This is a genomic window from Spirillospora sp. NPDC048819, assembly GCF_040650055.1.
In the GTDB taxonomy this organism is placed as follows: Bacteria; Actinomycetota; Actinomycetes; order Streptosporangiales; family Streptosporangiaceae; genus Spirillospora.
Genome location: NZ_JBEZGN010000002.1, coordinates 124196 through 145709, shown reverse-complemented (window position 1 = coordinate 145709; position 21514 = coordinate 124196). Strand labels below are relative to the sequence as shown.

Genomic DNA, 21514 nt, shown 5'->3' with positions numbered 1-21514 from the left:
TGGGCCTGGCCCGTGGAATCCGCCGTGGCAGCGCTCTCAGCGCCATGCACGCTGCGGGCGTGCGCACGGTGGGGCCGGACCGGCCGGGTCTGCTGTGAGACCGTCTGCGGCACCCTTCGGGTGCCGGCGGCGGCGCGTGGATCGTGCCGCCGGGGGGAGCGGCACGTGGCTCGCGCCGCCGTCACGCGGCAGCTGGATGTGCCGCGTGGGGCCGTTGCGCCTGGTGGGCGCCTCGGGGTCACGGCGTCTGGAGGGCGTCGTGAGTGGTGACAACGTACCAAAGCCCCAACAGATGGCAAACCCCCCCAAAATCAACAACGGACCAGGTCAAGCCTGGTCCGTTGTCGAGAAGAGCTCCGTCACGCCCGTCGCGGGCGCTCCGGGGCGGGGCGTCAGGGGCGCCCCGCGCCGTAGTAATTGCTCAGGTAGTAGCCCGAGGTGATGCTCACGACCTCCACGTTCTTCCCCGTGCGGGGGGCGTGGATCATCTTGCCGCCGCCCACGTACAGGCCGACGTGGCCGAGGCCGCTGAAGAACACCAGGTCGCCGGGCTGCAGGTTGCTCTTGGCCACCCGCTTGGTGGCGGCGTACTGGGAGTTGGTGGTGCGGGTGATGCCGACGCCCGCCGCGGCCCACGCCTTCATCGTCAGGCCGGAGCAGTCGTAGGAGTTCGGGCCTTCGGCGCCGTAGGAGTACGGCTTGCCGAGCTGCGCGTAGGCGAAGTCGAGCGCCGCGCGGGCCGGGCCGCTGGCCGGGCCGTTGTAGGTGCCGCCGACGCCGCCCGAGCCGCCGGACGAGGTTCCGCCGCCGAGCCGCCGCAGCAGGGCCTTCTGCTTGGCGACCTCCTTGTCGAGCTTCTTCTTCTGCTCCTTCAGCTCCGTGGTCTTGGCGTTGACCTCCTCGTAGGCGGCCTTGGCCTGCGCCTCCTCGCGGCGGAGCCGCTGGGCGGTCGCCAGGAACTGGCTGAGCTGGGAGCTGCGCTCCTGCGACAGGTGCGAGAAGACGGCGGCCTGGTCCAGGATCGCCTGCGGGTCGCCGGTGCCGACGAAGCCGGTGACGTTGGTCGTGTCGCCGTTCTTGTAGGCGGCGGCGGCCATCTGGGCGATCTTGGAGCGCTGCTCCTCGAAGGCGGCCTGCTCCTGCTTGCTCGACTTGCTCGCGACCTGGTACTTCTTCTTGGCGATCTTGAGCTTCTCGTTGAGCTGGTTGAACTTCTCGACCTTCTGGTCCATCTGCTCGGCGAGCTTGTCGAGCTTCTTCTGGACCTGTGCCCTGGTCGGCTCGGGGTCGGCGTGCGCCACCACCGGGGGAGACGCGAGGGAGACCGTCAGCGTCAGGCACGCGACGGCCGCCAGGCGGCGGGAGGCGCCTCTTTTGGCCGAACCCCCTCGCCGGTCGCGCTCGTGCGCCGCTTCCCCGATGAGATCATTGGCCACGGTCGGTTTCGCCCCTCTCGTCCACGACATCAGCGGATGACATTAGCGATACGCAACAACCGTCACAACCGGTTCATCACTCTTTGGCGTGCTTCATTCGAAATGATGCGCTATCCGTGTCGGCAAGATCACGGAGTGCGAGGAACGCCTCATCGCGGTGTCATGGCCGCCGCCGCGCGCCGGGCGGGCTAGGAACGGCCGAGGCGGCGCAGCAGCAGCGTGGACGGGCAGGGCCGGGCATCGGCGCGCCGCGCCGCGTCGGCGACCTCCCGGTCGGAGGAGACCACCACCACCGCGCGGCCCTGCGGCTCCGCCCGGACCAGCTCGCCGATCAGCTCGTCGGCGGTCTGCCCGGGACGGCTGAACAGCACCCGGACACCGCGCGGCGCCGCGATGGCCACCGGCGCGTCCAGCTCCGCGCCGTCGAACACGCACGTCACCTCCGCGCGGGTCTGCGCGACGAGCCCGCCGAGCCCCGACAGCAGCCGGCTGCGCTGGTCCGCCAGCGGCAGCTCCCCGTACCCGGTCTTGGTGACGTTGTAGCCGTCCACGATGAGGTGCACCCGAGGCAGGGTCAGCAGCCGGTCGAGCAGCTGCGGGTCGCTGTCGGACAGCGCCCGGCCGGGCAGCGCGCGGTGCGCCTGCCGGTCGGGCTCCAGGCCGCCGACCGCGTCCGCGGGACGGCCGATGGTGGAGGGCAGCGCCAGCTCCCGGCGGACGCCCTGCGCCGCGTCCAGGAGCGTGTCGAGCAGCATCCGCAGCCGGACGTCGTCGACGTTGCGCCCCTCCCGCGCGGCGCGCTTGGCGGCTTCGGCGGCTGCCTCGGCCTGCACGGCGCGGGCGCGCAGCCTGCGCAGCTCCTTCTCGGACGCGGCCGTCGACTCGCGGGCCGCCGCCTGCTCGCGCTCGGCCTCGGCCGCGACCGCGGCGGCGCGGTCCTCCGCGGCCCGGAACCTCGTGCGCGCCTCATGCAGCTTGCGGCGCAGCTCCGCCACCTCGGCCTTGGTCTCGCGCAGCTCGGCGCGCAGCCGGTCCACCTCGGCGCCGCGGGCGCTGCGGGCGGCGGCCAGTTCGTCCTTGAGCGCGGCGACGCGGCGCTCGGCGGCCTCCTCCTCCGACGCCGTCGCGGAGCGGTCCAGCTCCTCGCGCGCGGACTCGACGAGGTCCGTCCAGCCCTCGGGACGCAGCAGGTAGGCCAGCACCGCGACCCGCACCGGATCGGCCGCCGGCGGCACGTCCCCGGCCTCCACCGCCTCCACCAGGTCGGCCTGCGCCTCGCGCAGCGGTTCGGCGACGCGCCGCCGGAAGGCGGAGTCCTTCTCCAGCACCGCCGCGATGTGCTGCCCGGCGAGCTTGGCGCGCTTGCGGCGCTCGAACCGCGCGAACCGGCGCAGCGGGGCGGGAACCTCGTCGGGGGGCAGCGCCCCGATCAGCTCGGCGGCGACCTCGACGACGCTCTGCCGCACGGCTTCGGGAAGCGGCCTGCTCAGCCGCGTCTCCCGGCGGGGCGGAGGGTCGGTCCCCTCGGATCGACGCGGCCGCTCTGCGGATTCTTCGCAACCGGGGGTCGCTTCGGGGCCGCTGTCGATGATCCCGCTCCTTCCGGGCTTCGCCGCCGGTGGGCTCTGTGTCTTCCCGAGCCGCCCGCACCTTAACCAGCGCGAACGTGTGATCGGACGGATCACGCCGGCTCCCCCCGGGCCGTCCCGCGGCCCCCTGCCCGGCGGGACGTGCCGGCGCCCCTCAACCCTAGCGGGCCGGGCTTCTGTCGGTGGCGTCCTCTACGGTCGCGCACATGACGGCTGCGCACGGTGTCCAGGGGGCCGGAGTCCAGGGAACTCTGGACGACCTCGGCACGCCATTGTCCGAGGTCACCTTCGTGGTGGTCGACCTGGAGACCACGGGCGGCTCGGCCGCCGACTCCGCCATCACCGAGATCGGCGCGGTCAAGGTCCGCGGCGGAGAGGACCTCGGCGAACTCGGCACGCTGGTCGACCCCGGCGGGCCCGTCCCGCCGTTCATCACCGCGCTGACCGGCATCACCACGTCGATGGTGACGGCCGCGCCGCGCATCGAGTCGGTGCTGCCCGCGTTCCTGGAGTTCGCGCGCGGCTGCGTGCTCGTCGCGCACAACGCCTCGTTCGACATCGGCTTCCTCAAGGCCGCCTGCGCCGGGCACGGCTACGCCTGGCCCGCCTTCCCCGTCGTCGACACCGTCGACCTCGCTCGCCGCGTCCTGTCCAAGGACGAGGTGCCCAACTGCAAGCTCGGCACCCTCGCGCGCTTCTTCCGCACCTCCACCGAGCCGACGCACCGGGCGCTCGCCGACGCCCGCGCCACCGTGGAGGTCCTGCACGGCCTGATCGAGCGGCTCGGCTCCTTCAACGTCACCACGCTCGAAGAGATGCGCGGCTTCGCCAAGGCCCCCACGCCCGAGCAGCGCCGCAAACGCCACCTCGCCGACGACGTCCCGAGCACCCCCGGCGTCTACCTGTTCGAGGACGCCTCCGGCGAGGCGCTCTACGTCGGCAAGAGCGGCGACCTGCGCTCGCGGGTGCGCAGCTACTTCACCGGCTCGGAGACGCGGTGGCGCGTCCGGGAGATGGTCGGCCTCGCCGAGAACGTCCGCACGATCGAGTGCGCCACCGGGCTGGAGGCCGAGGTACGCGAGCTGCGGCTGATCGCCGAGCACAAGCCCCGCTACAACCGCCGCTCCAAGTTCCCCGAGCGGGCGATCTGGCTGAAGCTGACGGTGGAGCCGTTCCCGCGGCTGTCCATCGTCCGCGAGTGCCGCACCGACGGTGCCCGCTACCTCGGGCCGATCTCCTCCCGCCGGCAGGCCGAGGAGGCGCGGGCGGCGCTGCACGAGGCCGTCCCGCTGCGCCAGTGCACCCAGCGGCTCACGCTCCGGCTGATCGAGCGCGGCCGTGCCCGCGCGTGCGCGCTCGCCGAGATCGGCCGCTGCGGCGCGCCCTGCGACGGCCGCGAGTCCGCCGACGCCTACGCCGTCCACGTCGGGACGGCGCGTGCGGTGATGGAGGGCGACGTGCGTCCCGTCGTGGCCGCCGCCCAGGTGCGCATCGACCGGCTCGCCTCCGAACTGCGCTACGAGGAGGCCGCCGCCCAGCGCGACCGGCTCGCCGCGTTCGTCCGCGCCGCCGCGCGCGGGCAGCGGCTCGCCGCGCTGGCCCGGCTCCCCGAGCTGGTGGCCGCCCGCCCCGGCTTCGACGGCGGCTGGGAGCTGTCGGTCGTGCGCTACGGGCGGCTCGCCGCCGCCGGGACCGTTCCGCCCCGCGCCCACCCCCGCCCCTACGTCGACGCGCTCATCGCGACCGCCGAGACCGTCTTCCCGCCCGGCGGCGAGGCGCCCGGCGGCGTCGCGCTCGGCGAGCCGCCCTCGGCGGGCGCCACGGCGGAGGAGATGGAGTGCGTGCTGCGGTGGCTCGATCTGCCCGGTGTCCGCCTGGTCGAGGTCGACGGCGCCTGGACGTGCCCCGCGCACGGCGCCGAGGGCCTGCGCGAGCTGATCGACCGCGCCTACGACAGGACGTACGAGCGCCGGGAGCCGTCCACTTCCAGACCCGGCCGCCGCTAAGGTGATCGGGCAAGCCCGGCGCTCGGAGAGGACGAAACCCACGCATGGCCCTGCCCCTCTACGACAGCCAGCCGGCGCGGCGCGTCCCGTGGGTGACGTACCTGCTGGTCGCGGCCAACGTGGTGGTGTTCCTGCTCACCCCCATGTCGAACTTCGCCACCTGGTACGGCGAGGACCGGGTCCGCGAGTGCAAGGCCGCGCACTTCACCTACGAGTACGGCGCCGTCCCCAAGGAGCTGACGACCGGCGACCAGCAGCCGATGCCGGCCGAAATCGTGCGCCAGTGCGGGCCCGCGGGCTTCGACAAGGCGCCCTGGACGGCGGCGTTCACCTCGATGTTCCTGCACTCGGGGGCGCTGCACCTGCTCGGCAACCTGGTCGCGCTGTTCGTCGTCGGGATGGGCGTCGAGGACCGGCTCGGACGATGGCGCTACCTGTTCAGCTACCTGGTCTTCGGGCTCGCGGCCGTCTACGGCTTCGCCTGGACCACACCGGACTCCATCGTCCCGCTCATCGGCGCGTCCGGCGCCATCGCCGGGGTGATGGGCGCCTACGTGATCCTCAACCCCCGCGGCCGCGTCGTCAGCTTCGTGCCGCCGATCATCGTGATCCGGCTGCCGGTGTGGGTGGTGCTCGGGTACTGGTTCGTCCTGCAGTGGCTGTCTCTGGGCGACGAGACGAGCAACGTGGCCTACACGGCGCACATCTACGGTTTCGTCGCCGGGGTGGTGTTCGCGCTTCTCGCCCGCCGGGCCGGCGCGGCCGGCCGCCTCGCCGCGCTGAGCCGCGGCTGACCGGCGCCCGGTAGGGTCGGAGCGTCGCAATCTCAGGGGAGGGTGAAGTGGTCACTGCGATCGTGTTCGTCAAGGCCGACGTCGCGCGCATCCACGAGGTGGCCGAGACGATCGCCGCCCTGGACGGCGTCAGCGAGGTCTACTCCATCACCGGGGAGCACGACCTGATGGCGATGGTCCGTGTGGGCCGCCACGATGAGCTGAACGACGTCATCCCGGGCCGCCTGAACAAGGTTCCGGGCGTCCTCGGCACCGAGACCCACATCGCATTCCGCACCTACTCCCAACACGACCTAGAGCAGGCCTTCGCCCTAGGCCTCCCCAACGCCGACTGACAGCAACACTCGCCAGAGCCTCTCGACGCAAGGCCGACTTGGGCGCAACCCCAGCCCCCGGAACACGGGACTTGGGCGCGACCCCAGCCACCGGAGCACGGGACTTAGGTGTGACCCCAGTCCCGGGAGCACGGGTTGTGCGGCCGGAGGCGCCCCAGCGCCGGAGGTCGCACAACCCGCCGAGCCGGGCGACCGCAGCGACACGAAGCAGACCGAGACGGTCACAACAAACCGAAACCGTGTCGTGAGGATCGACCGGCTCGCAACGGGGGTTCCAGGGGGTCGCCCCCCTGGGTTAAACGAGCCTCTGGGAGAGGTCGATCCAGCGGTCCAGGAGTGTGCTCGCCGCGCCGGAGTCGACGGCGGCCGCGGCGCGCTCGTAGCCGTCCCGCAGAGCCTCGGTGAGCTCGCCGACGGCCGGCGCGCCGTCGTAGGCCGTGATGAGCGCGGCGGCGTTCAGCAGCACCATGTCGCGGACGGGGCCCGGCCGCCCGGCGAACGTCTCGCGGGCCACCCGGCCGTTGAAGTCCGGGCCGGCGCCGCGCAGGTCCTCCGCGTCGGCCGGCGGGATGCCGAGGTCGGACGGGTCGAACGTCGTCTCCGTCGCCGTCCCGTCGCGGACGACCCACACCGTCGAGGTGCCGGTGGTCGTCAGCTCGTCGAGGCCGTCGTCGCCGCGGAACACCAGCGACGAGCAGCCGCGGGCGGCGAACACGCCGGCGACGACGCCCGCCATCCGCGGGTGGAACACCCCGACGGCCTGCGAGGTGGGACGCGCCGGGTTCGTCAGCGGGCCGAGGAAGTTGAACACCGTCGGCGTGCCGAGCTCGCTGCGCGGTTTGGCGGTGTGCCTGAACGCCGGGTGGTACAGCGGCGCGAAGCAGAAGGCGATGCCGAGTTCCTCCGCGACCCGCTCGGTGGCCCGGGGGGACAGGTCGATGGCGACGCCGAGGTTCTCCAGCAGGTCCGCGGCGCCGCACGACGACGACGCCGCCCGGTTGCCGTGCTTGACGACCCGGACGCCGGAGGCGGCGGCGACGACGGCCGCCATCGTGGAGATGTTGACCGTGTGCGCCCGGTCGCCGCCCGTCCCGACGAGGTCGGCGATGGGGCCCGGCACGTCCACGGGCGTGGCGTTGTCCATCATGCCGTCGGCGAGGCCGGTGACCTCTTCGACCGTCTCGCCCTTGGCGCGCAGCGCGACCGCGAAGCCCGCGATCTGCACGTCGGTGGCCTCACCGGCCATGATGCTGTTCATGGCCCAGGAGGTCTCCTCGCTGGACAGCGATTCGCCCGAGAGCAGGGCGTTGAGGAGTGCGGGCCAGGTTGTGCGCGCGTCCATGTCCCCTACAGCGTCGATCGGTTGACGGGCTGGGCGGGTCGGCGGGTCACAGGACCGGCAGGCGGGTCTCGATGCGCTTGCGCATCAGGTCCGCGACGGCCTTGGCGACGGCCATCGGGTCGAGCGGCAGGCTCACCACGGCGTCGGCGCGGGACCAGGTCGCGAGCCAGCCGTCGTCGCGGCGGCCGATGACGGCGAGGACGGGCGGGCAGTCGTACACCTCGTCCTTGGCCTGCCGGCAGACGCCGAGGCCGCCCGCGGGCTGCGCCTCGCCGTCCACGATCAGGACGTCGATGTCGCCCTCGTCGAGCCGCTCGACGAGGGCGGGCTGCGTCGCCCGCTCGACGAACTCGACCTTCGGGAGGCCGGCGGCGGGGCGGCGCCCGATCGCCATCCGGATCTGTGCGCGGGTGTTCGCGTCGTCGCTGTAGACGAGAACCTTCATCGGGCCCTCCGGGACGGTGCTCATGGACGTGAAGGCTACCGGGTCGGGAGCGCGGGGGACACGCTCGGGAACCCCCTAGAAGGGGGGTCATGCGTCACTCACGGGATGGGGGCGCAATAATGTCGCCCGTGACAGCTTCCGCCATAGAGACAACACCTCACGCACGGGCGAACCGTCCCAATCTGGTCAGCGTGGGGACGATCGTTTGGCTGTCGTCCGAGCTGATGTTCTTCGCGGCGCTGTTCGCGATGTTCTTCACGATCCGCTCTGTGACGATCGGCCAGTCCGGGCAAGACGCTTGGCCGGGCGCCCCGCTAGACCTGCCGCTTTCGGCGTTGAACACCACCGTCCTGGTGCTGTCCTCGGTGACGTGCCAGATCGGGGTGTTCAAGGCGGAGGCCGGCAAGGTGGGCCGTGACGGCAGCCTGCTGAACTTCCGGCGCTGGGGGCTGCGCGAGTGGTACGTGCTCACGTTCCTCATGGGCGCCTACTTCGTGGCCGGCCAGGGATACGAGTACTACAACCTGGTGACCCACGACGGGCTGACCTTCTCGTCGTCGGCCTACGGGTCGGTCTTCTACCTGGCGACCGGCTTCCACGGCCTGCACGTCATCGGCGGCCTCGTCGCGTTCCTGTTCATCCTCGGGCGTACCTTCGCCGCGAAGCGGTGGACGCACGAGCAGGCGACGAGCGCGATCGTCGTGTCCTACTACTGGCATTTCGTCGACGTGGTGTGGATCGGCCTGTTCTCGGTCGTCTACCTGCTCGACCTGTGACCGCCCGACGACCCTGACCAACCAGAAGACATGACCCGAACGGGGATTTCCGTGAAAAGGATCACCGCATGGCGACGGCGCCCGTGGGCGGGCTACGCCGTCGTGCTGGCGGCCCTGGCGGCGATCGGCGTCATCTACGCCGGCTTCTCGCCGAAGACCGACCGCGCCGAGGCGCAGAGCAGCGCCCAGGCCGCGCAGGACCTGAAGAACGGCGAGGCGCTGTTCCTGCAGAACTGCGCGAGCTGCCACGGGCCGAACGCTCAGGGCTCCAAGGACGCCGACGGCAATCCGATCGCGCCCAGCCTGATCGGCGTGGGCGCGGCCTCCGTCGACTTCCAGGTCACCACGGGCCGGATGCCCGCGATGAATCCTGGCGCACAGGTGCCGCGCAAGGAGCCGATCCCCGCCTTCAACACCTCGATCAAGACCGACTACGAGGAGCCGGAGAAGCGGCGGGAGGCCGAGGAGCAGGTCGCCCGGGCGCAGAAGAACGTCAACGACCTGAACGCCTACATCCAGTCGCTGGGCGGCGGCCCTGAGGTTCCGCCGGCGTCGGCCGTCGACCCCGAGGGCGGTGACGTCGCGCTCGGCGGCAAGCTGTTCCGGACCAACTGCGCCCAGTGCCACAACTTCACCGGCCAGGGCGGCGCGCTGACCGGCGGCAAGTACGCGCCCCCGCTGACGGGGGACGTCACGCCCACCCAGATGTACGAGGCCATGCTGACCGGGCCGCAGGCGATGCCGGTGTTCAACGACACCACGCTCACGCCGGAGGACAAGCGGGCGATCATCGCCTACCTGGTCGACGTGCGCAGCGAGCCGAACCCGGGCGGTAACGGCCTCGGCCGCATCGGCCCGGTGAGCGAGGGCCTGGCCGGCTGGATCGTCGGGCTCGGCCTGCTGGTGCTGGCCGCCATGTGGATCACCGCGAAGAAGCCGAAGAAGCTGAAGAAGTCATGAGCGACGACAACAAGGAGAGCGCGGGCTCGACGGACCCGCGCGAGGAGGGCGGCCGGCCCGAACGCGTGATCGGCACCCCCTCCCCGGCGAAGGAGAAGGCCCTCCTCGCCGAGGACGACATCTCGGCGCCCGCGGGCGTGGGGGAGCAGCTCGACGAGGCGTCGGCCAAGCGGGCCGAGCGGATCGTCGCGGCGTTCTTCCTGCTCGCGTTCGCCGCCAGCGTGACGTTCATCGCGTACTTCATCGGCTGGAGCGGCCGCGACGGCGGCATGCACGGCGTCCTGGACGCCCGCGAGTCCAACTTCTGGCTCGGCGGGACGATGGCGGTGGCGTTCCTCGCGATGGCCATCGGCGTGACCATCTGGGTGCGGCGGCTGATGACCAGCAAGCCGATCGTCCAGGAGCGTCACGAGCTGGCCTCCGACGAGGAGAGCCGGGCCGCCTTCGCCAGGGACTTCGTCGAGGGCGCCGAGGACAGCGGCATCACCAAGCGGCCGCTGCTGCGGCGCACGCTGCTGCTGGCCGCCGCGCCGCTCGGCCTGGCCCCGCTGGTGCTGCTGCGCGACCTCGGGCCGCTGCCGGAGAAGAGGCTCCGCAGCACCTACTGGGCCGACGCCGTCGAGCGGGCGAAGGAAGAGGGCAAGAAGGGCGTCCGCCTGGTGGTGGACGGCACCCACAAGCCGCTGCGGGTCAGCGACTTCGCCGAGCCCGGCAGCATGATCACCGTCCTGCCCGAGGGTCTTGAGGAGCACGTTCCCCACGACCAGGTGCTGACGGAGGCCGCCAAGGCGGTCACGATCCTGATCAACGTCCCCGAGGCCCTGTTCAAGCCCGCCGAGGGCCGCGGCAACTGGCACATCAACGGGGTCGTGGCGTACTCCAAGGTGTGCACGCACGTCGGCTGCCCAGCCGCCCTGTACGAGCAGACCACGCACCACATCCTGTGCCCGTGCCACCAGTCCACGTTCGACGCCACGGACGCGGCGAAGGTCATCTTCGGCCCCGCGGCGCGGCCGCTGCCGCAGTTGCCGCTGAGCGTGGAGGACGGGTACATCATCGCGACGAGCGACTATCACGAGCCCGTCGGACCGAGCTTCTGGGAGCGCGGATGAGCGACACCACGGCTCCGAAGGCCGTCGAGGGCACGCTCGGCTTCATCGACGAACGCCTAGGGTCCACCACTTTCTTCAGGCGGAACGTCAAGAAGGTCTTTCCCGACCACTGGTCGTTCATGCTGGGCGAGATCGCCCTGTACTCCTTCATCATCCTGCTGCTGACCGGGACGTTCCTGACGCTCTGGTTCAAGCCGAGCATGGTGGAGGTCGTGTACGACGGTTCGTACAAGAACCTGCAGGGCGTGACGATGTCCGAGGCGTACGCCTCGACGTTGCACATCAGCTTCGACGTCCGCGGCGGCCTGCTGATGCGGCAGATCCACCACTGGGCGGCGATCCTGTTCATGGCGTCGATCCTGGCGCACATGCTGCGGGTGTTCTTCACCGGCGCCTACCGCAAGCCGCGCGAGCTGAACTGGCTCATCGGCCTCGGCATGTTCACCCTCGGCATCCTGGAGGGCCTGTTCGGCTACTCGCTGCCGGACGACCTGCTGTCCGGAACCGGCCTGCGGATCACCCAGGGCGTGGCGGAGTCGGTCCCCGTCGTCGGGACCTACGTCTACATGTTCCTGTTCGGCGGCGAGTTCCCCGGCCAGGACATCGTCCCGCGGCTGTACATGCTGCACATCCTGCTGATCCCTGGCCTGCTGCTCGGCCTGATCACCGCGCACATGATGATCATGTGGCATCAGAAGCACACCGCGATGCCGGTCAAGAACCAGACCGAGAAGCAGGTGTACGGCTACCCGTTCTACCCGGTGTTCATGGCCAAGACGGGCGCCTACTTCCTGTTCACCTTCGGCGTGTGCGCGCTGTTCGGCGCGTTCCTGCAGATCAACCCGGTCTGGCTGTACGGGCCGTACGATCCCGGGGCCATCTCGTCCGGTTCCCAGCCGGACTGGTACATGGGCTTCCTCGAGGGCTCGCTGCGGATCATGCCCGCCTGGGAGATCAACGCCTGGGGCCACACGCTCAGCCTGAGCGTGCTGATCCCCGCCCTGGGTCCGCTCGGCATCATCATGACCGGCGCGGCCCTGTGGCCGTTCATCGAGGCGTGGGTGACGGGCGACAAGCGGCAGCACCACGTCAACGACCGGCCGCGCAACGCCCCGGTCCGCACCGCGACCGGCATGGCCGCGGTGACGTTCTACGGACTGCTGTGGCTCGCCGGCGCGAACGACATCCTCGCCGAGCGGTTCCACATCTCGCTGTTCGCCACGACCTGGTTCTTCCGCGTCATGTTCTTCCTCGGCCCGGTCCTGGCGTTCATCATCACCAAGCGGGTCTGCCTCGGCCTGCAGCGCAAGGACGCCGGCATCGTCGGGCACGGCGTGGAGAGCGGCGTGATCCTCATGTCGCCGGACGGGAAGTACTCCGAGCGGCACGAACCGGCGCGCGAGGAGGAGATGGCCGTTCTGCTGTCCAAGGAGAACGCCCGGCCCGGGGCGCCCGACCGGGACGCCCAGGGCATCCCCGCCGCCAAGGGCCCGATCGGGCACCTGCGCTCTCGGCTGAACCGCGCGTGGACCTTCGACGACATTCCCGTCGAGGAGCACGGCGAGCACGAGGCGATCGAGAGCGGCAAGGACGCGGAGCAGGTCAAGCGCTGACCTGGCATCCCGGCCTCGGAAGGGCCCGGCACCGTCACGGCGGTGCCGGGCCCTTCGCGTACCCGCCGGGTCCGTATGCTGGCCGGCGATGACCAAGACGCTGTTCGTCACCAACGACTTCCCGCCCCGTCCGGGCGGCATCCAGGCGTTCGTGCACGGCCTCGCGGTGCGGCGCCCGCCCGGCTCGGTGGTCGTCTACGCCCCGGCATGGAAGGGCGCCGCGGAGTTCGACGCGGCGCAGCCGTTCCCGGTCGTCCGGCATCCGGGTTCGCTGATGCTGCCGGAACCGGGCGTTCTGCGCCGGGCGGCGGACGTGCTGCGCGCGGAGGGCTGCGACTCGGTGGTGTTCGGCGCGGCGGCGCCGCTGGGGCTGCTGGCCCCGGCGCTGCGGCGGCGCGGCGCCGGGCGGCTCGTCGGCATCACCCACGGGCACGAGGCGGGCTGGGCGTCGCTGCCGGTCGCCCGCGGCCTCCTCGGGCGCATCGGCGACGACGTGGACGTGCTGACCTACCTGGGCGAGTACACGCGGTCCCGGATGGCGCGGGCGCTGTCGCCGGACGCCGCGGCGCGGATGGCGCGGCTCGCGCCCGGCGTCGACGAGAAGCTCTTCCGCGCGGGCGCCGGCGGCGCGGAGATCCGGGCACGGCATCGCCTGGCGGACCGTCCCGTGGCCGTCTGCGTCTCCCGGCTGGTGCCGCGCAAGGGGCAGGACGCCCTCATCCACGCCTGGCGGCACGTTCTGCGGTCGGTGCCGGACGCCGTGCTGCTGATCGTCGGCGGCGGGCCGTACCGGGCTGATCTGGAACGCCTCGCCGCGTCGCTCGGGGTGGGCGGGTCGGTCGTGTTCACCGGCGGCGTCCCGTGGGAGGAACTGCCCGCCCACTACGACGCGGGGGACGTGTTCGCGATGCCGTGCCGCACCCGCCGCCGCGGCCTGGACGTGGAGGGGCTCGGGATCGTCTACCTGGAGGCGTCGGCGACCGGGCTGCCGGTGGTGGCGGGCGACTCCGGCGGCGCGCCCGACGCGGTGCTGGACGGCGAGACCGGGATCGTCGTGCCCGGCCGTTCGGTCGCCCGCGTCGCCGGGGCGCTCACCGGGCTTCTCACGGACCCCGGCCGTGCCCGCGCGATGGGCGAGAAGGGCCGCGCCTGGGTGGAGCGCGAGTGGCGCTGGGAGGTCCAGGCCACCCGCCTCGACGGGCTGATCGCGTCCTGAGATGGCAAGATTCGGCTATGGACATCGAGGACGCATGGGCCCGCGTTCCCGGGGAGGCCGCCCGGTGGCTGCACGATCTGGATCCCGACCACTGCTATTCCGGCTTCGAGCCGCCGCGCCGCCCCGACTCCGTCTGGCTCCTCCACGCGATGTACGCGTGGGAGGAGGGGCTGGTCACCACGACCCACGACGATGTCCACCAGTCCGTGACCGCGGCGGGCCTGACCGACGCGGCCGGTGACGTGCCCGGCGATGTGGGCGACCTGCTGGAGGGCGCGATCGTCACCGGCACCGACCTCGGCCGCAGCGGCGATCCTGGCACGGGGTGGCGGCGGCTGCGCTGGAAGGAGCTCGCGCGCGGCTTCGGCGAGCAGGCCGTCCCGGAGGGGGAGCTGCCCGGCAACCGCTGCCTGCGGCAGGGGCATCCCGCGGGGAGCTGGTCGGCGGCGATCCAGCCGCCCGCGGAGGGCTGCCTCGACCGGGAGGGCTGGCACCGGCTGATCGGGGTGCTGCTGCGGCACAGCCCGTCCGGCTCGGGTACCCGGTGCCTGGCGTACTACTGCCCGCTCGTCACCGCCGACTGGGACGACGAGACGGTCTTCGCGGGACGGCTCGGCGACGCGGCCGCCCTGTACGACCATCCGGCGATGTCGAGCTGCCCGTCCGACCTGTGGGCGGAGGACCGCTCCTGGGTCGTCTACTGCGACTGGGACCTGTGGGGGACGAAGGTCGTCGGCCCCACCGCGCTCGTCGACGCCGTCCTGACCGACCCGGATCTGGAGGCCGTCCGCCTCCCCTGGACGCGCTGACGGTGTGCGAAACCGGTCCCCGGTCGGGACCCCGCCCCCGCGCCGTAGGCGGGGTCCCGTCCCGGGGACCGGTCGTCTGCGGGGAGTGCAACCCCGGCCCTGAAGAGGCGTCGGATGCGACGCACCGGCCACCGCCGCAACCACGCAACGACCAAAATCGTCGCGATCGCGTCCGAAGGCAGGTTTCGAGCTTGCGAGAAACCTGATCGCGCAGCGAGCCGTAAGGCGAGTCGGAGCGATGCAGCGATCGCACGCGTTTCCCGACGATTGAGGGCCGCCAAGGCCCGAAGGAGGAGGAAAACGCCATGAACAGAGTGCCTGTCCGCGGATGGGCGGGAGGGGTGGGCCACCCCTGGGCTGATCCCTGTCGCGGTGATCGACTCATCCGGGGCACCTCCTGCCGCATGTGTCCGCGGTCGTGGACATTTCCGAAGGTAGGGGCCGTCAGTGGTCCTGGCGTCCCCGTTAAAGCGCACTTAAGGGGCGGATCAGTCATCGCTAAGCCCATCGCCACATTTGGCCAGAAAGTACGTGTTCATCGGCATGTACGGCGCTATCCGGCATTGGGATGATCATCGTCTGGGCGGGCGGAGGAGGGCGCATGCGGTCGAAGGGCCTTGTGGTGCTGGCGGGGGTGCTGGCGGCCGTCCTGGTGGCCGGGCTCACGGCGGGCTGGGCACTGGGGAACGGACGTGGCGGCGACGCCGGCGAGGTCGCGGCCGGGTACTTCGCGGCCTGGAGCGAGGGGGATCTGGAGGAGATGCGCGAGTTCGTCGCCGACCCGCCTCCCGACTTCGCCGCGCAGCACCGCGCGCTGTCCCGCGGCCTCATGATCAACAGCATCGCCCTGGAGCCGCGTCCCGTCGTGCGCTCCGGGCAGGGCGCCGCGCAGGCGGGCTTCACCGTCACCCGGTCGGTCGCCGGGCACGGGAGCTGGTCGTTCACGTCGCGGCTGCGGCTCGGGCGGGTGGACGGACGGTGGCGGGTGCTGTGGTCGCCCGGCACGCTGTACCCGGGGTTGAAGGGCGCGGGGCGGTGGACGCTGCGGCAGGTGCGGGTCCCCGCCGTCACGCTGGTCGCGCGGGACGGCGGGGCGCTGCCGGAGGACGGACCGCTCGCGCCCTACCTCGCCGGGATCACCGACCGGCTCGGCAGGGAGGACGAGCAGACCGGATGGGCGATCGAGCTGCGCGACGACGGCGGAGCGCCGCAGCGCGTGAAGCTGTTCGGGGTGGAGAAGGGCGAGAAGATCCGCACGACCCTGGACCGGCGCGTGCAGGCTGCGGCGGAGAAGGCGGCCGCCGCGTCCACGTCGGGCCGGGCCGCGGTCATCGCCGTCCGCCCGTCCAGCGGGGAGGTCCTCGCGGTGGCCGACGGGCTCGGCGGCCTCGGCGCGTTCCTCGGCCTCTACCCGCCCGGCTCGACGTTCAAGGTGGTGGTCGCGGGCGCGCTGATCGCGGACGGCGCCGGTCCTGGGACCGGTGTCGACTGCCCCGCCTCGGTGGTCACCGCGCAGCGCACGATCCACAACGACGAGGACCACGCGCTCGGGCGGACGACGCTGCGGGACGCGTTCGCCGCGTCCTGCAACACCACCTTCGCGCGGCTCGCGGTCGAGCGGCTCGGCGCGGCGAAGCTGGCGGCGAGCGCCCGGCGCTTCGGATTCGGCACGCGGATCGCACCGGGGGTGGACGCCGCGCAGGGGAACTTCCCGGACCCGCGGGGCGGTGCGGAGCTGGCCGAGGCCGGGATCGGGCAGGGCCGCGTCCAGGCGAGCCCGCTGCTGATGGCGTCGGCCGCCGCGGCCGTGGCGGACGGCTCGTGGCGGGCGCCGCGGCTGCTCGCGCCGAAGCTGATCCGCGAGGGCGGGGGAGCGACGCCGGAACCCCGCCGGGTGCCCGCGGCCTCCGCGCTCGGCACGCTGATGCGGGCCGTGGTCACCGGCGGCACCGCCGCGGGCGCCGGGCTGCCGGCCGGGACGGCGGGCAAGACGGGCACGGCCGAGTTCGGCGGCGGGCGGTCGCACGCCTGGTTCATCGGGTACCGCGACGATCTCGCCTTCTCGGTCTTCGTCGAGGCGGGGGGCTCGGGCCCGAAGGTGGCGGCGCCGCTCGCCGCCCGCTTCCTGAAGGCCGTCCGCTGACCGGTGCCCGGGGCGCCGGGCCTCGCGGGCGGACGTCCGAAAAAGTGAGCCTCATCGTGAACGTGCCGCGGCGTCCTTGCGTACTCCCGGGGAGAGCAGAAGGGCCGTGGGATAAGGTCCGTACGGATTTTTGGCACTAACGCGCAACGAGTGACTCATGGGGCGTATGCTCCCGGAGTGATCGAGCGGGTTCGTCAAGAATCCGTTCGGGGAACGCGGTGGGAGCGAGCGGGCTCCCGCGCCGCGATCCCCGATGTCTCAGCGGGAAGGCCGCCGGGTGACGAGCCGGGCGGTCCGGAGCCGACCGGCGTTCGCCGAGCCCTCCGTCTCCTCCACAGGAGAGGGCATGGCGCGACGCGATATCGGGCATGCGTCCCGGAACAACACGCATGCTTCACCGTGGGCCGAGACGCCCGCGCGTCCCTCGTCGAGACCTGAGCCCCTTCCGGGGACATGGTCCGACGAGCCGCAGCCGCGGCCGCAGTGGCCCGAAGGGTCCTGGTGGTCCGAGCAGCCGGACGGCACCGAGCGCGGACGGCGATCGTCCCGCCGCGGGCCGAGCCGGCGCGAGATGAAGCGGCACGAGGCCCGCGCCAAGCGGTCCCGCAAGCGCACGGAAGACCAGTTCGGCGCACGGAACAGGCCTCCCAGGGACAGGGACGACCGTCCCCGGGACGACGGGTCCGATGCGCGGACCCGCCAGTTCGACGCGCGGAACGGCCGGCCCGAGGCCCGGACGAGGCAGTTCGGCCCTCGCAACGACCCGCCCGATGCGCGGACCCGCCAGTTCGGCCCCCGCAACGACCCACCTGATGCGCGGACCCGCCAGTTCGATGCCCGCAACGACCCACCTGATGCGCGGACCCGCCAGTTCGACGCCCGGAACGGCCGATCCGACGAGCGGACCCGCCAGTTCGGCCCCCGCAACGTCCCGCCAGACGCCCGGACCCGCCAGTTCGACGCCCGGGCCGAGCGGTTCGATGCACGGGCCGAGCGGTCCGACCCGCGCACGGAACGGTTCGACGCGCGCACCGAAGGGTTCGGCACCGGCGGCCGGGACCGGTCTCGCGAGTTCCAGCCGCGCGGCGGGCGGTCGCGGCGCACGGAACGGTCACGTTCCCAGCGGCGCGTGGAGGAACGTCCCCCGCAGCGGGCCGCCAGGTCGCGGCAGCCGGCCGGTCCGCCGTCGCGGCGCCCGGCGACGCCGCGGCCGGGGCCGAAGGCGACGCCGCGGCGCGGGCGGCGCCCCACTGACCGGATGAGCATCGGCGCGATCGTGCTGTCCACCGCCGTCGGGCTGTCCCTGCTCGGCATCGCCGAGCGTGCGCTGCTGGAGGGCGGGCCCATCGGCGGGACGTCCGGCCCCGCCGGGTCGCAGCGCGCGATCACGCCGCCGAAGCCCGGCGGCGACCCGGCACAGCCGCCGCAGCCGGGGCAGCCGCAGCAGCCCGGGCAGAGCGGCGCGCCCGCGGCGCCGTCCCCCCCGAACCTCGGGGTGCTCGCCGCGCAGGTGCGGGAGCTGACCATCGACGAGCGCGGCGCGGCCGCCCGGCAGGCCTACGGCGCGCCGCCGGCGGGCCGTCCGATCGTGGACGCGACCCGGACGAGCCCCGACAAGAGCTGGGTGTTCGGCACCACCGCGCTCCCCGTCCCCACCGGCAGCACCGCGACCCCTGAAGTGGCGTTCTACGCGGCCCGCTGGACGGGCGAGGAGTGGCAGGTCGCGCTCTCGGGCGGGACGGAGTTCAACGCGCTGCTCGGCGCCGCCCCCGCGAAGGTCATGCCGGCGGCGGAGGTGCGCGCCCTGCGCCGCTACGGGGCGCTCACCGCCGCGCAGGCCACCGCGCTCGTCAACGGCTCCCGCGCCGGCGACGGTCTGATGCTGCCGTGGAAGACCGGCGAGGTCTGGTCGATGACGACCTCGGACGACTCCCCGCGCCCGCTGGGCTCGCTGGCGTTCTCCGGCGGCGACGGGCGCGTCCTCGCGGCAGGCGACGGCCGCCTCTACCGCTTCTGCGCCGACTCGGCCGGCGGCGCGATGGTCATGCTCGTCCACGGGAGCGGCGTCGCCACCACCTACTACCGGCTCCGCGGCGCCTCGGCGGTGCGCGACGGCGGCGTCGTCGGGCAGGGCGACCCGCTCGGCCGCATCGGTACCGAACGGCCCTGCGGCGGGGCGGCCCCGCCGCGCGCCGAGGTCGGGTTCGGGCTGCGCCGCGGCGGCGGGCCGATCCCGCTCGACGGCGCGCAGATCGGCGGCTGGACGTTCCGGGAGCGGGCCAACCCCCTCCTCGGCTTCGCCGAACGCGGTGTTCTCCAGGTGCTTCCCGGCGGTCTGCTGGCCAACCTCGGCGCGGTCCCCGCGGCGGACGACCCTCCGTCGTCACGGCCGTCCCCAGGCGCCCGGCCGGAGAACGGCGCCGGATCGCCCCCCGCCCCGGCGGCGGGCGCAACCAAGAAGAGGAGTCCGAGCGGTGCGAATTCGCAACAGTGATGATCCCATGGTCCCCACCTGGGCGCTGCGCCTCGTGCTCGTCGGCGCGGTGCTGGTGCTCGTCGGCGCGGCGACCCCGCAGGGCGCCGTCGCGGTCGCGAACGTGCAGTACTTCCTCAACTTCTTCGCCGGCGTCTTCGCCCTCGTGGCGCTGACCACCGCGGTGATGAGCGGCCTGCTCGCCACCGATCGCCTGATCCTGAAGATCCGGCACCGGGTGCTCGCGCAGGCCCTGCACCGCGCGTCCGCGATCATCTCGGTGGCGATGCTGTTCGCGCACGTGTCGGTGAAGGTGATGGCCGGCCTCGCGTTGCCCGTCAACATCGTCGTCCCGACGGGCGGGGCGGTCGGCCTCGGCACGATCGCGTTCGACCTGATGCTCGTCATCGTCGTCACCGGGATGCTGCGGTCGCGGTTCGCCTTCGGCGGCAAGGCGTGGGTGTGGCGGTCGGTCCACGCCCTCGCCTACGTCGCCTGGCCGTTCGCGATCGTGCACGGCCTCATCACCGGGCGCGCCGCGGCGAACTGGGTCGTGCTCTCCTACGTGATGAGCGTGGTGCTGGTCGTGCTCGCGCTGATGACCCGCCTGATCGTGGTGGTCAAGCCGCGGGAGCTCAACCGGGCCGGCGACGAGATCGATCCGTTCTCCAGGCCGGACGGCGCCGGACGCCGCCGCGACCGGCGCGCGATGGCGGCGATGGAGCACGAGGAGGCCCGCGCCGCCGCGGCGGCCCGCGCCAGGGAGGCCGATCCCCTGGACGGCCTCGACGACCCGCGCGGCACCGTCCAGGACCCGCGCGGCATGCCCGTGTACGGCGGCGGAAATGACACCGAGGTCTACCGATGACGTCGACCGTCACCGTCTCCGGCATCGGCGGTCCGCGGCTCACCCTCGGGTTCGACCGGTTCGACCGGCTGGACCTCGACCGGCACCTCGCGGTGCACGGCAGGCTCCGCGCGCCGGACCTGGACGACATCGTCCGCATGTGCGAGCAGGTCGACCTGAGGGGGCGCGGCGGCGCGGGCTTCCCTTTCGCCCGCAAGCTGATGGCCGTGGCGGCGCGGGTCAACTACCCGACCGCCGACCAGACCGCGCTGCTGCCCGGTGAGAGCGGCGGCGAACGCGGCTCCAGCGAGGACGTCGTCATCGTGGTGAACGGCGCCGAGGGGGAGCCCGGCAGCGCCAAGGACAAGGTCCTGCTCGAACGGGCGCCGCACCTCGTCCTCGACGGCGCCCAGATCGCCGCGTCCGCGCTCGGCACCCAGCGGATCGTCGTGGCCGTCGAGGACGACGAGGCCGCCCGCTCGGTCCGCGCCGCGATCAGCGAGCGGCGGATGCCCGCGCGGGTCGTCCGGCTGACCGAGCGGTTCATCTCCGGGGAGAGCGGCGCGGTGGTCCGCGCGATCAACGGGGAGACGCCGATCCCGCCGGGCGTCAAGGTCCGCGCGTCCGACTCCGGCGTCGACGGCTACCCGACGCTGCTGTCCAACACCGAGACGTTCGCGCAGCTCGCCGTGCTCATCTCCCTCGGCTCCGACCTGTACGCGTCGGCCGGGACGGAGGAGGAGCCGGGCACCACGCTGCTCACCGTCGGCGGCACCCAGGTCGTGGAGGCGCCGCTCGGCACGCCGCTCCAGGCCGTGCTCGACCACTGCCAGGTGCCGCCGTCGCCGGGCGTGCTCGTCGGCGGCTACCACGGGATGTGGCTCGGCCCCGCGGCGGTCTCGCGGGCCGTGCTCTCGCGCGCGGGGATGCGCCGGGTCGGCGGGACGGTGGGCGCCGGGATCGTCCTGCCGCTCAGCCAGGGCACCTGCCCGCTCGGCGAGGTCACCCGGATCGCCTCCTACCTGGCCGCGCAGTCGGCCGGGCAGTGCGGGCCGTGCCGGCTCGGGCTGCCCGACGTCGTGCGGTCCCTCAACTCCCTCACCGAGGGGGCGGGGACGGTGGAGGACGTCCGCCGCGCCGCCGGCATCGGCCGGGGCCGGGGCGCCTGCACCCATCCGGACGGGACCGCGAGGTTCGTCCTCTCGGCGATGGAGGCGTTCGCCGCCGACATCGACGCCCACCGGTGGGGCGGCGGCTGCGACCTGTCGACGTACGGGGTCCTGCCGCTGCCGGTGCCCGACGGCTCGGAGGGCCGGGTGGCGATCGACTGGAGCCGCTGCGACGGGCACGGCCTTTGCGCCTACATCGTCCCCGAGCTGATCCAGCTCGACCGATACGGCTTCCCGGTGGTGCTCGGCACCGACATTCCCTCCTGGATGGAGAAGGACGTGCAGAAGGCGGTCGCGATGTGCCCCGCATTGGCGCTGCGCGTCGTCGACGGCGTCCCCGACATCCCGTCCAGACGCTGACGGCCGGCCCCGGCCGGCCAATTCGGACGGGTGGAAACAGGAAATCCGATGAGCGCTCTTGAACCCGGCACCCCGCGTGGCGCGTATCT

The 21514-nt window shown here is 72.9% G+C and carries 17 protein-coding genes; 13 read left to right on the top strand and 4 right to left on the bottom strand.

Annotated features, from left to right (window positions below; all coding sequences use genetic code 11):
- Positions 1-392: 392 nt before the first annotated feature.
- Together AB0C35_RS03750 and AB0C35_RS03745 are read right to left on the bottom strand one after the other, a co-directional pair.
- Positions 393-1436 carry an NlpC/P60 family protein gene (locus AB0C35_RS03750; RefSeq protein WP_358450136.1) on the bottom strand — a complete coding sequence of 348 codons (1044 nt, stop codon included), beginning with the start codon at positions 1434-1436 and terminating at the stop codon, positions 393-395.
- 188 nt (positions 1437-1624) lie between these two features.
- Entirely contained in the window at positions 1625-2902 is a 1278-nt protein-coding gene (locus tag AB0C35_RS03745; protein WP_358450134.1) for an NYN domain-containing protein, read from the bottom strand.
- Positions 2903-3231: 329 nt separating this feature from the next.
- Between AB0C35_RS03745 and AB0C35_RS03740 the strand changes: the two genes are divergently transcribed.
- The 3 genes from AB0C35_RS03740 to AB0C35_RS03730 are packed head-to-tail and all read left to right on the top strand — an operon-like array spanning position 3232 to position 6160.
- Positions 3232-5031 carry a DEDD exonuclease domain-containing protein gene (locus tag AB0C35_RS03740; RefSeq protein WP_358450132.1) on the top strand — a complete coding sequence of 600 codons (1800 nt, stop codon included), beginning with the start codon at positions 3232-3234 and terminating at the stop codon, positions 5029-5031.
- Between the two features lie 44 nt (positions 5032-5075).
- Entirely contained in the window at positions 5076-5825 is a 750-nt protein-coding gene (locus tag AB0C35_RS03735; RefSeq protein ID WP_358450130.1) for a rhomboid family intramembrane serine protease, read from the top strand.
- Between the two features lie 47 nt (positions 5826-5872).
- Positions 5873-6160, top strand: a complete 288-nt coding sequence (locus tag AB0C35_RS03730) for an Lrp/AsnC ligand binding domain-containing protein (RefSeq protein ID WP_358450128.1) — start codon at positions 5873-5875, stop codon at positions 6158-6160.
- 295 nt (positions 6161-6455) lie between these two features.
- On the opposite strand, the gene trpD is transcribed toward AB0C35_RS03730, so the two are convergent.
- A complete protein-coding gene (gene trpD, locus AB0C35_RS03725; protein ID WP_358450126.1) occupies positions 6456-7502 on the bottom strand; it encodes an anthranilate phosphoribosyltransferase in 1047 nt (348 codons plus the stop codon).
- Positions 7503-7548: 46 nt separating this feature from the next.
- Positions 7549-7971 (bottom strand): hypothetical protein, encoded by a 423-nt coding sequence (locus AB0C35_RS03720; protein ID WP_358450125.1) that lies wholly within the window; start codon positions 7969-7971, stop codon positions 7549-7551.
- 95 nt (positions 7972-8066) lie between these two features.
- Here AB0C35_RS03720 and AB0C35_RS03715 point away from each other — a divergent pair, with 95 nt between their 5' ends.
- The 10 genes from AB0C35_RS03715 to AB0C35_RS03670 all read left to right on the top strand — a co-directional run bounded on the left by AB0C35_RS03715 (position 8067) and on the right by AB0C35_RS03670 (position 21425).
- A complete protein-coding gene (locus AB0C35_RS03715; RefSeq protein WP_358450123.1) occupies positions 8067-8723 on the top strand; it encodes a heme-copper oxidase subunit III in 657 nt (218 codons plus the stop codon).
- A 51-nt stretch (positions 8724-8774) separates the two neighbouring features.
- Positions 8775-9683: a cytochrome c gene (locus AB0C35_RS03710; RefSeq protein WP_358450121.1), complete on the top strand. Its 909-nt coding sequence runs from the start codon at positions 8775-8777 to the stop codon at positions 9681-9683.
- Positions 9680-10795 carry a Rieske 2Fe-2S domain-containing protein gene (locus tag AB0C35_RS03705; RefSeq protein ID WP_358450119.1) on the top strand — a complete coding sequence of 372 codons (1116 nt, stop codon included), beginning with the start codon at positions 9680-9682 and terminating at the stop codon, positions 10793-10795. Before AB0C35_RS03710 ends, AB0C35_RS03705 begins: the two co-directional genes overlap by 4 nt.
- The gene (locus AB0C35_RS03700; protein WP_358450117.1) at positions 10792-12408 is read left to right on the top strand and encodes a ubiquinol-cytochrome c reductase cytochrome b subunit; all 1617 of its coding nucleotides are present in this window, start codon (positions 10792-10794) and stop codon (positions 12406-12408) included. Before AB0C35_RS03705 ends, AB0C35_RS03700 begins: the two co-directional genes overlap by 4 nt.
- Positions 12409-12496: 88 nt before the next feature.
- Complete coding sequence (locus tag AB0C35_RS03695) at positions 12497-13624, top strand: glycosyltransferase family 4 protein (protein WP_358450115.1); 1128 nt, start codon at positions 12497-12499, stop codon at positions 13622-13624.
- A gap of 17 nt (positions 13625-13641) precedes the next feature.
- Positions 13642-14433: a hypothetical protein gene (locus AB0C35_RS03690; RefSeq protein WP_358450113.1), complete on the top strand. Its 792-nt coding sequence runs from the start codon at positions 13642-13644 to the stop codon at positions 14431-14433.
- A gap of 601 nt (positions 14434-15034) precedes the next feature.
- A complete protein-coding gene (locus tag AB0C35_RS03685) occupies positions 15035-16576 on the top strand; it encodes a penicillin-binding transpeptidase domain-containing protein (protein ID WP_358450111.1) in 1542 nt (513 codons plus the stop codon).
- Between the two features lie 346 nt (positions 16577-16922).
- Entirely contained in the window at positions 16923-19070 is a 2148-nt protein-coding gene (locus AB0C35_RS03680) for a peptidoglycan DD-metalloendopeptidase family protein (protein WP_358450109.1), read from the top strand.
- Positions 19051-19917, top strand: a complete 867-nt coding sequence (locus AB0C35_RS03675; RefSeq protein WP_358451130.1) for a hypothetical protein — start codon at positions 19051-19053, stop codon at positions 19915-19917. The genes AB0C35_RS03680 and AB0C35_RS03675 overlap by 20 nt, the downstream gene beginning before the upstream one ends.
- Positions 19914-21425 (top strand): ferredoxin, encoded by a 1512-nt coding sequence (locus AB0C35_RS03670; protein ID WP_358450107.1) that lies wholly within the window; start codon positions 19914-19916, stop codon positions 21423-21425. The genes AB0C35_RS03675 and AB0C35_RS03670 overlap by 4 nt, the downstream gene beginning before the upstream one ends.
- The last annotated feature ends 89 nt before the right edge of the window (positions 21426-21514 follow it).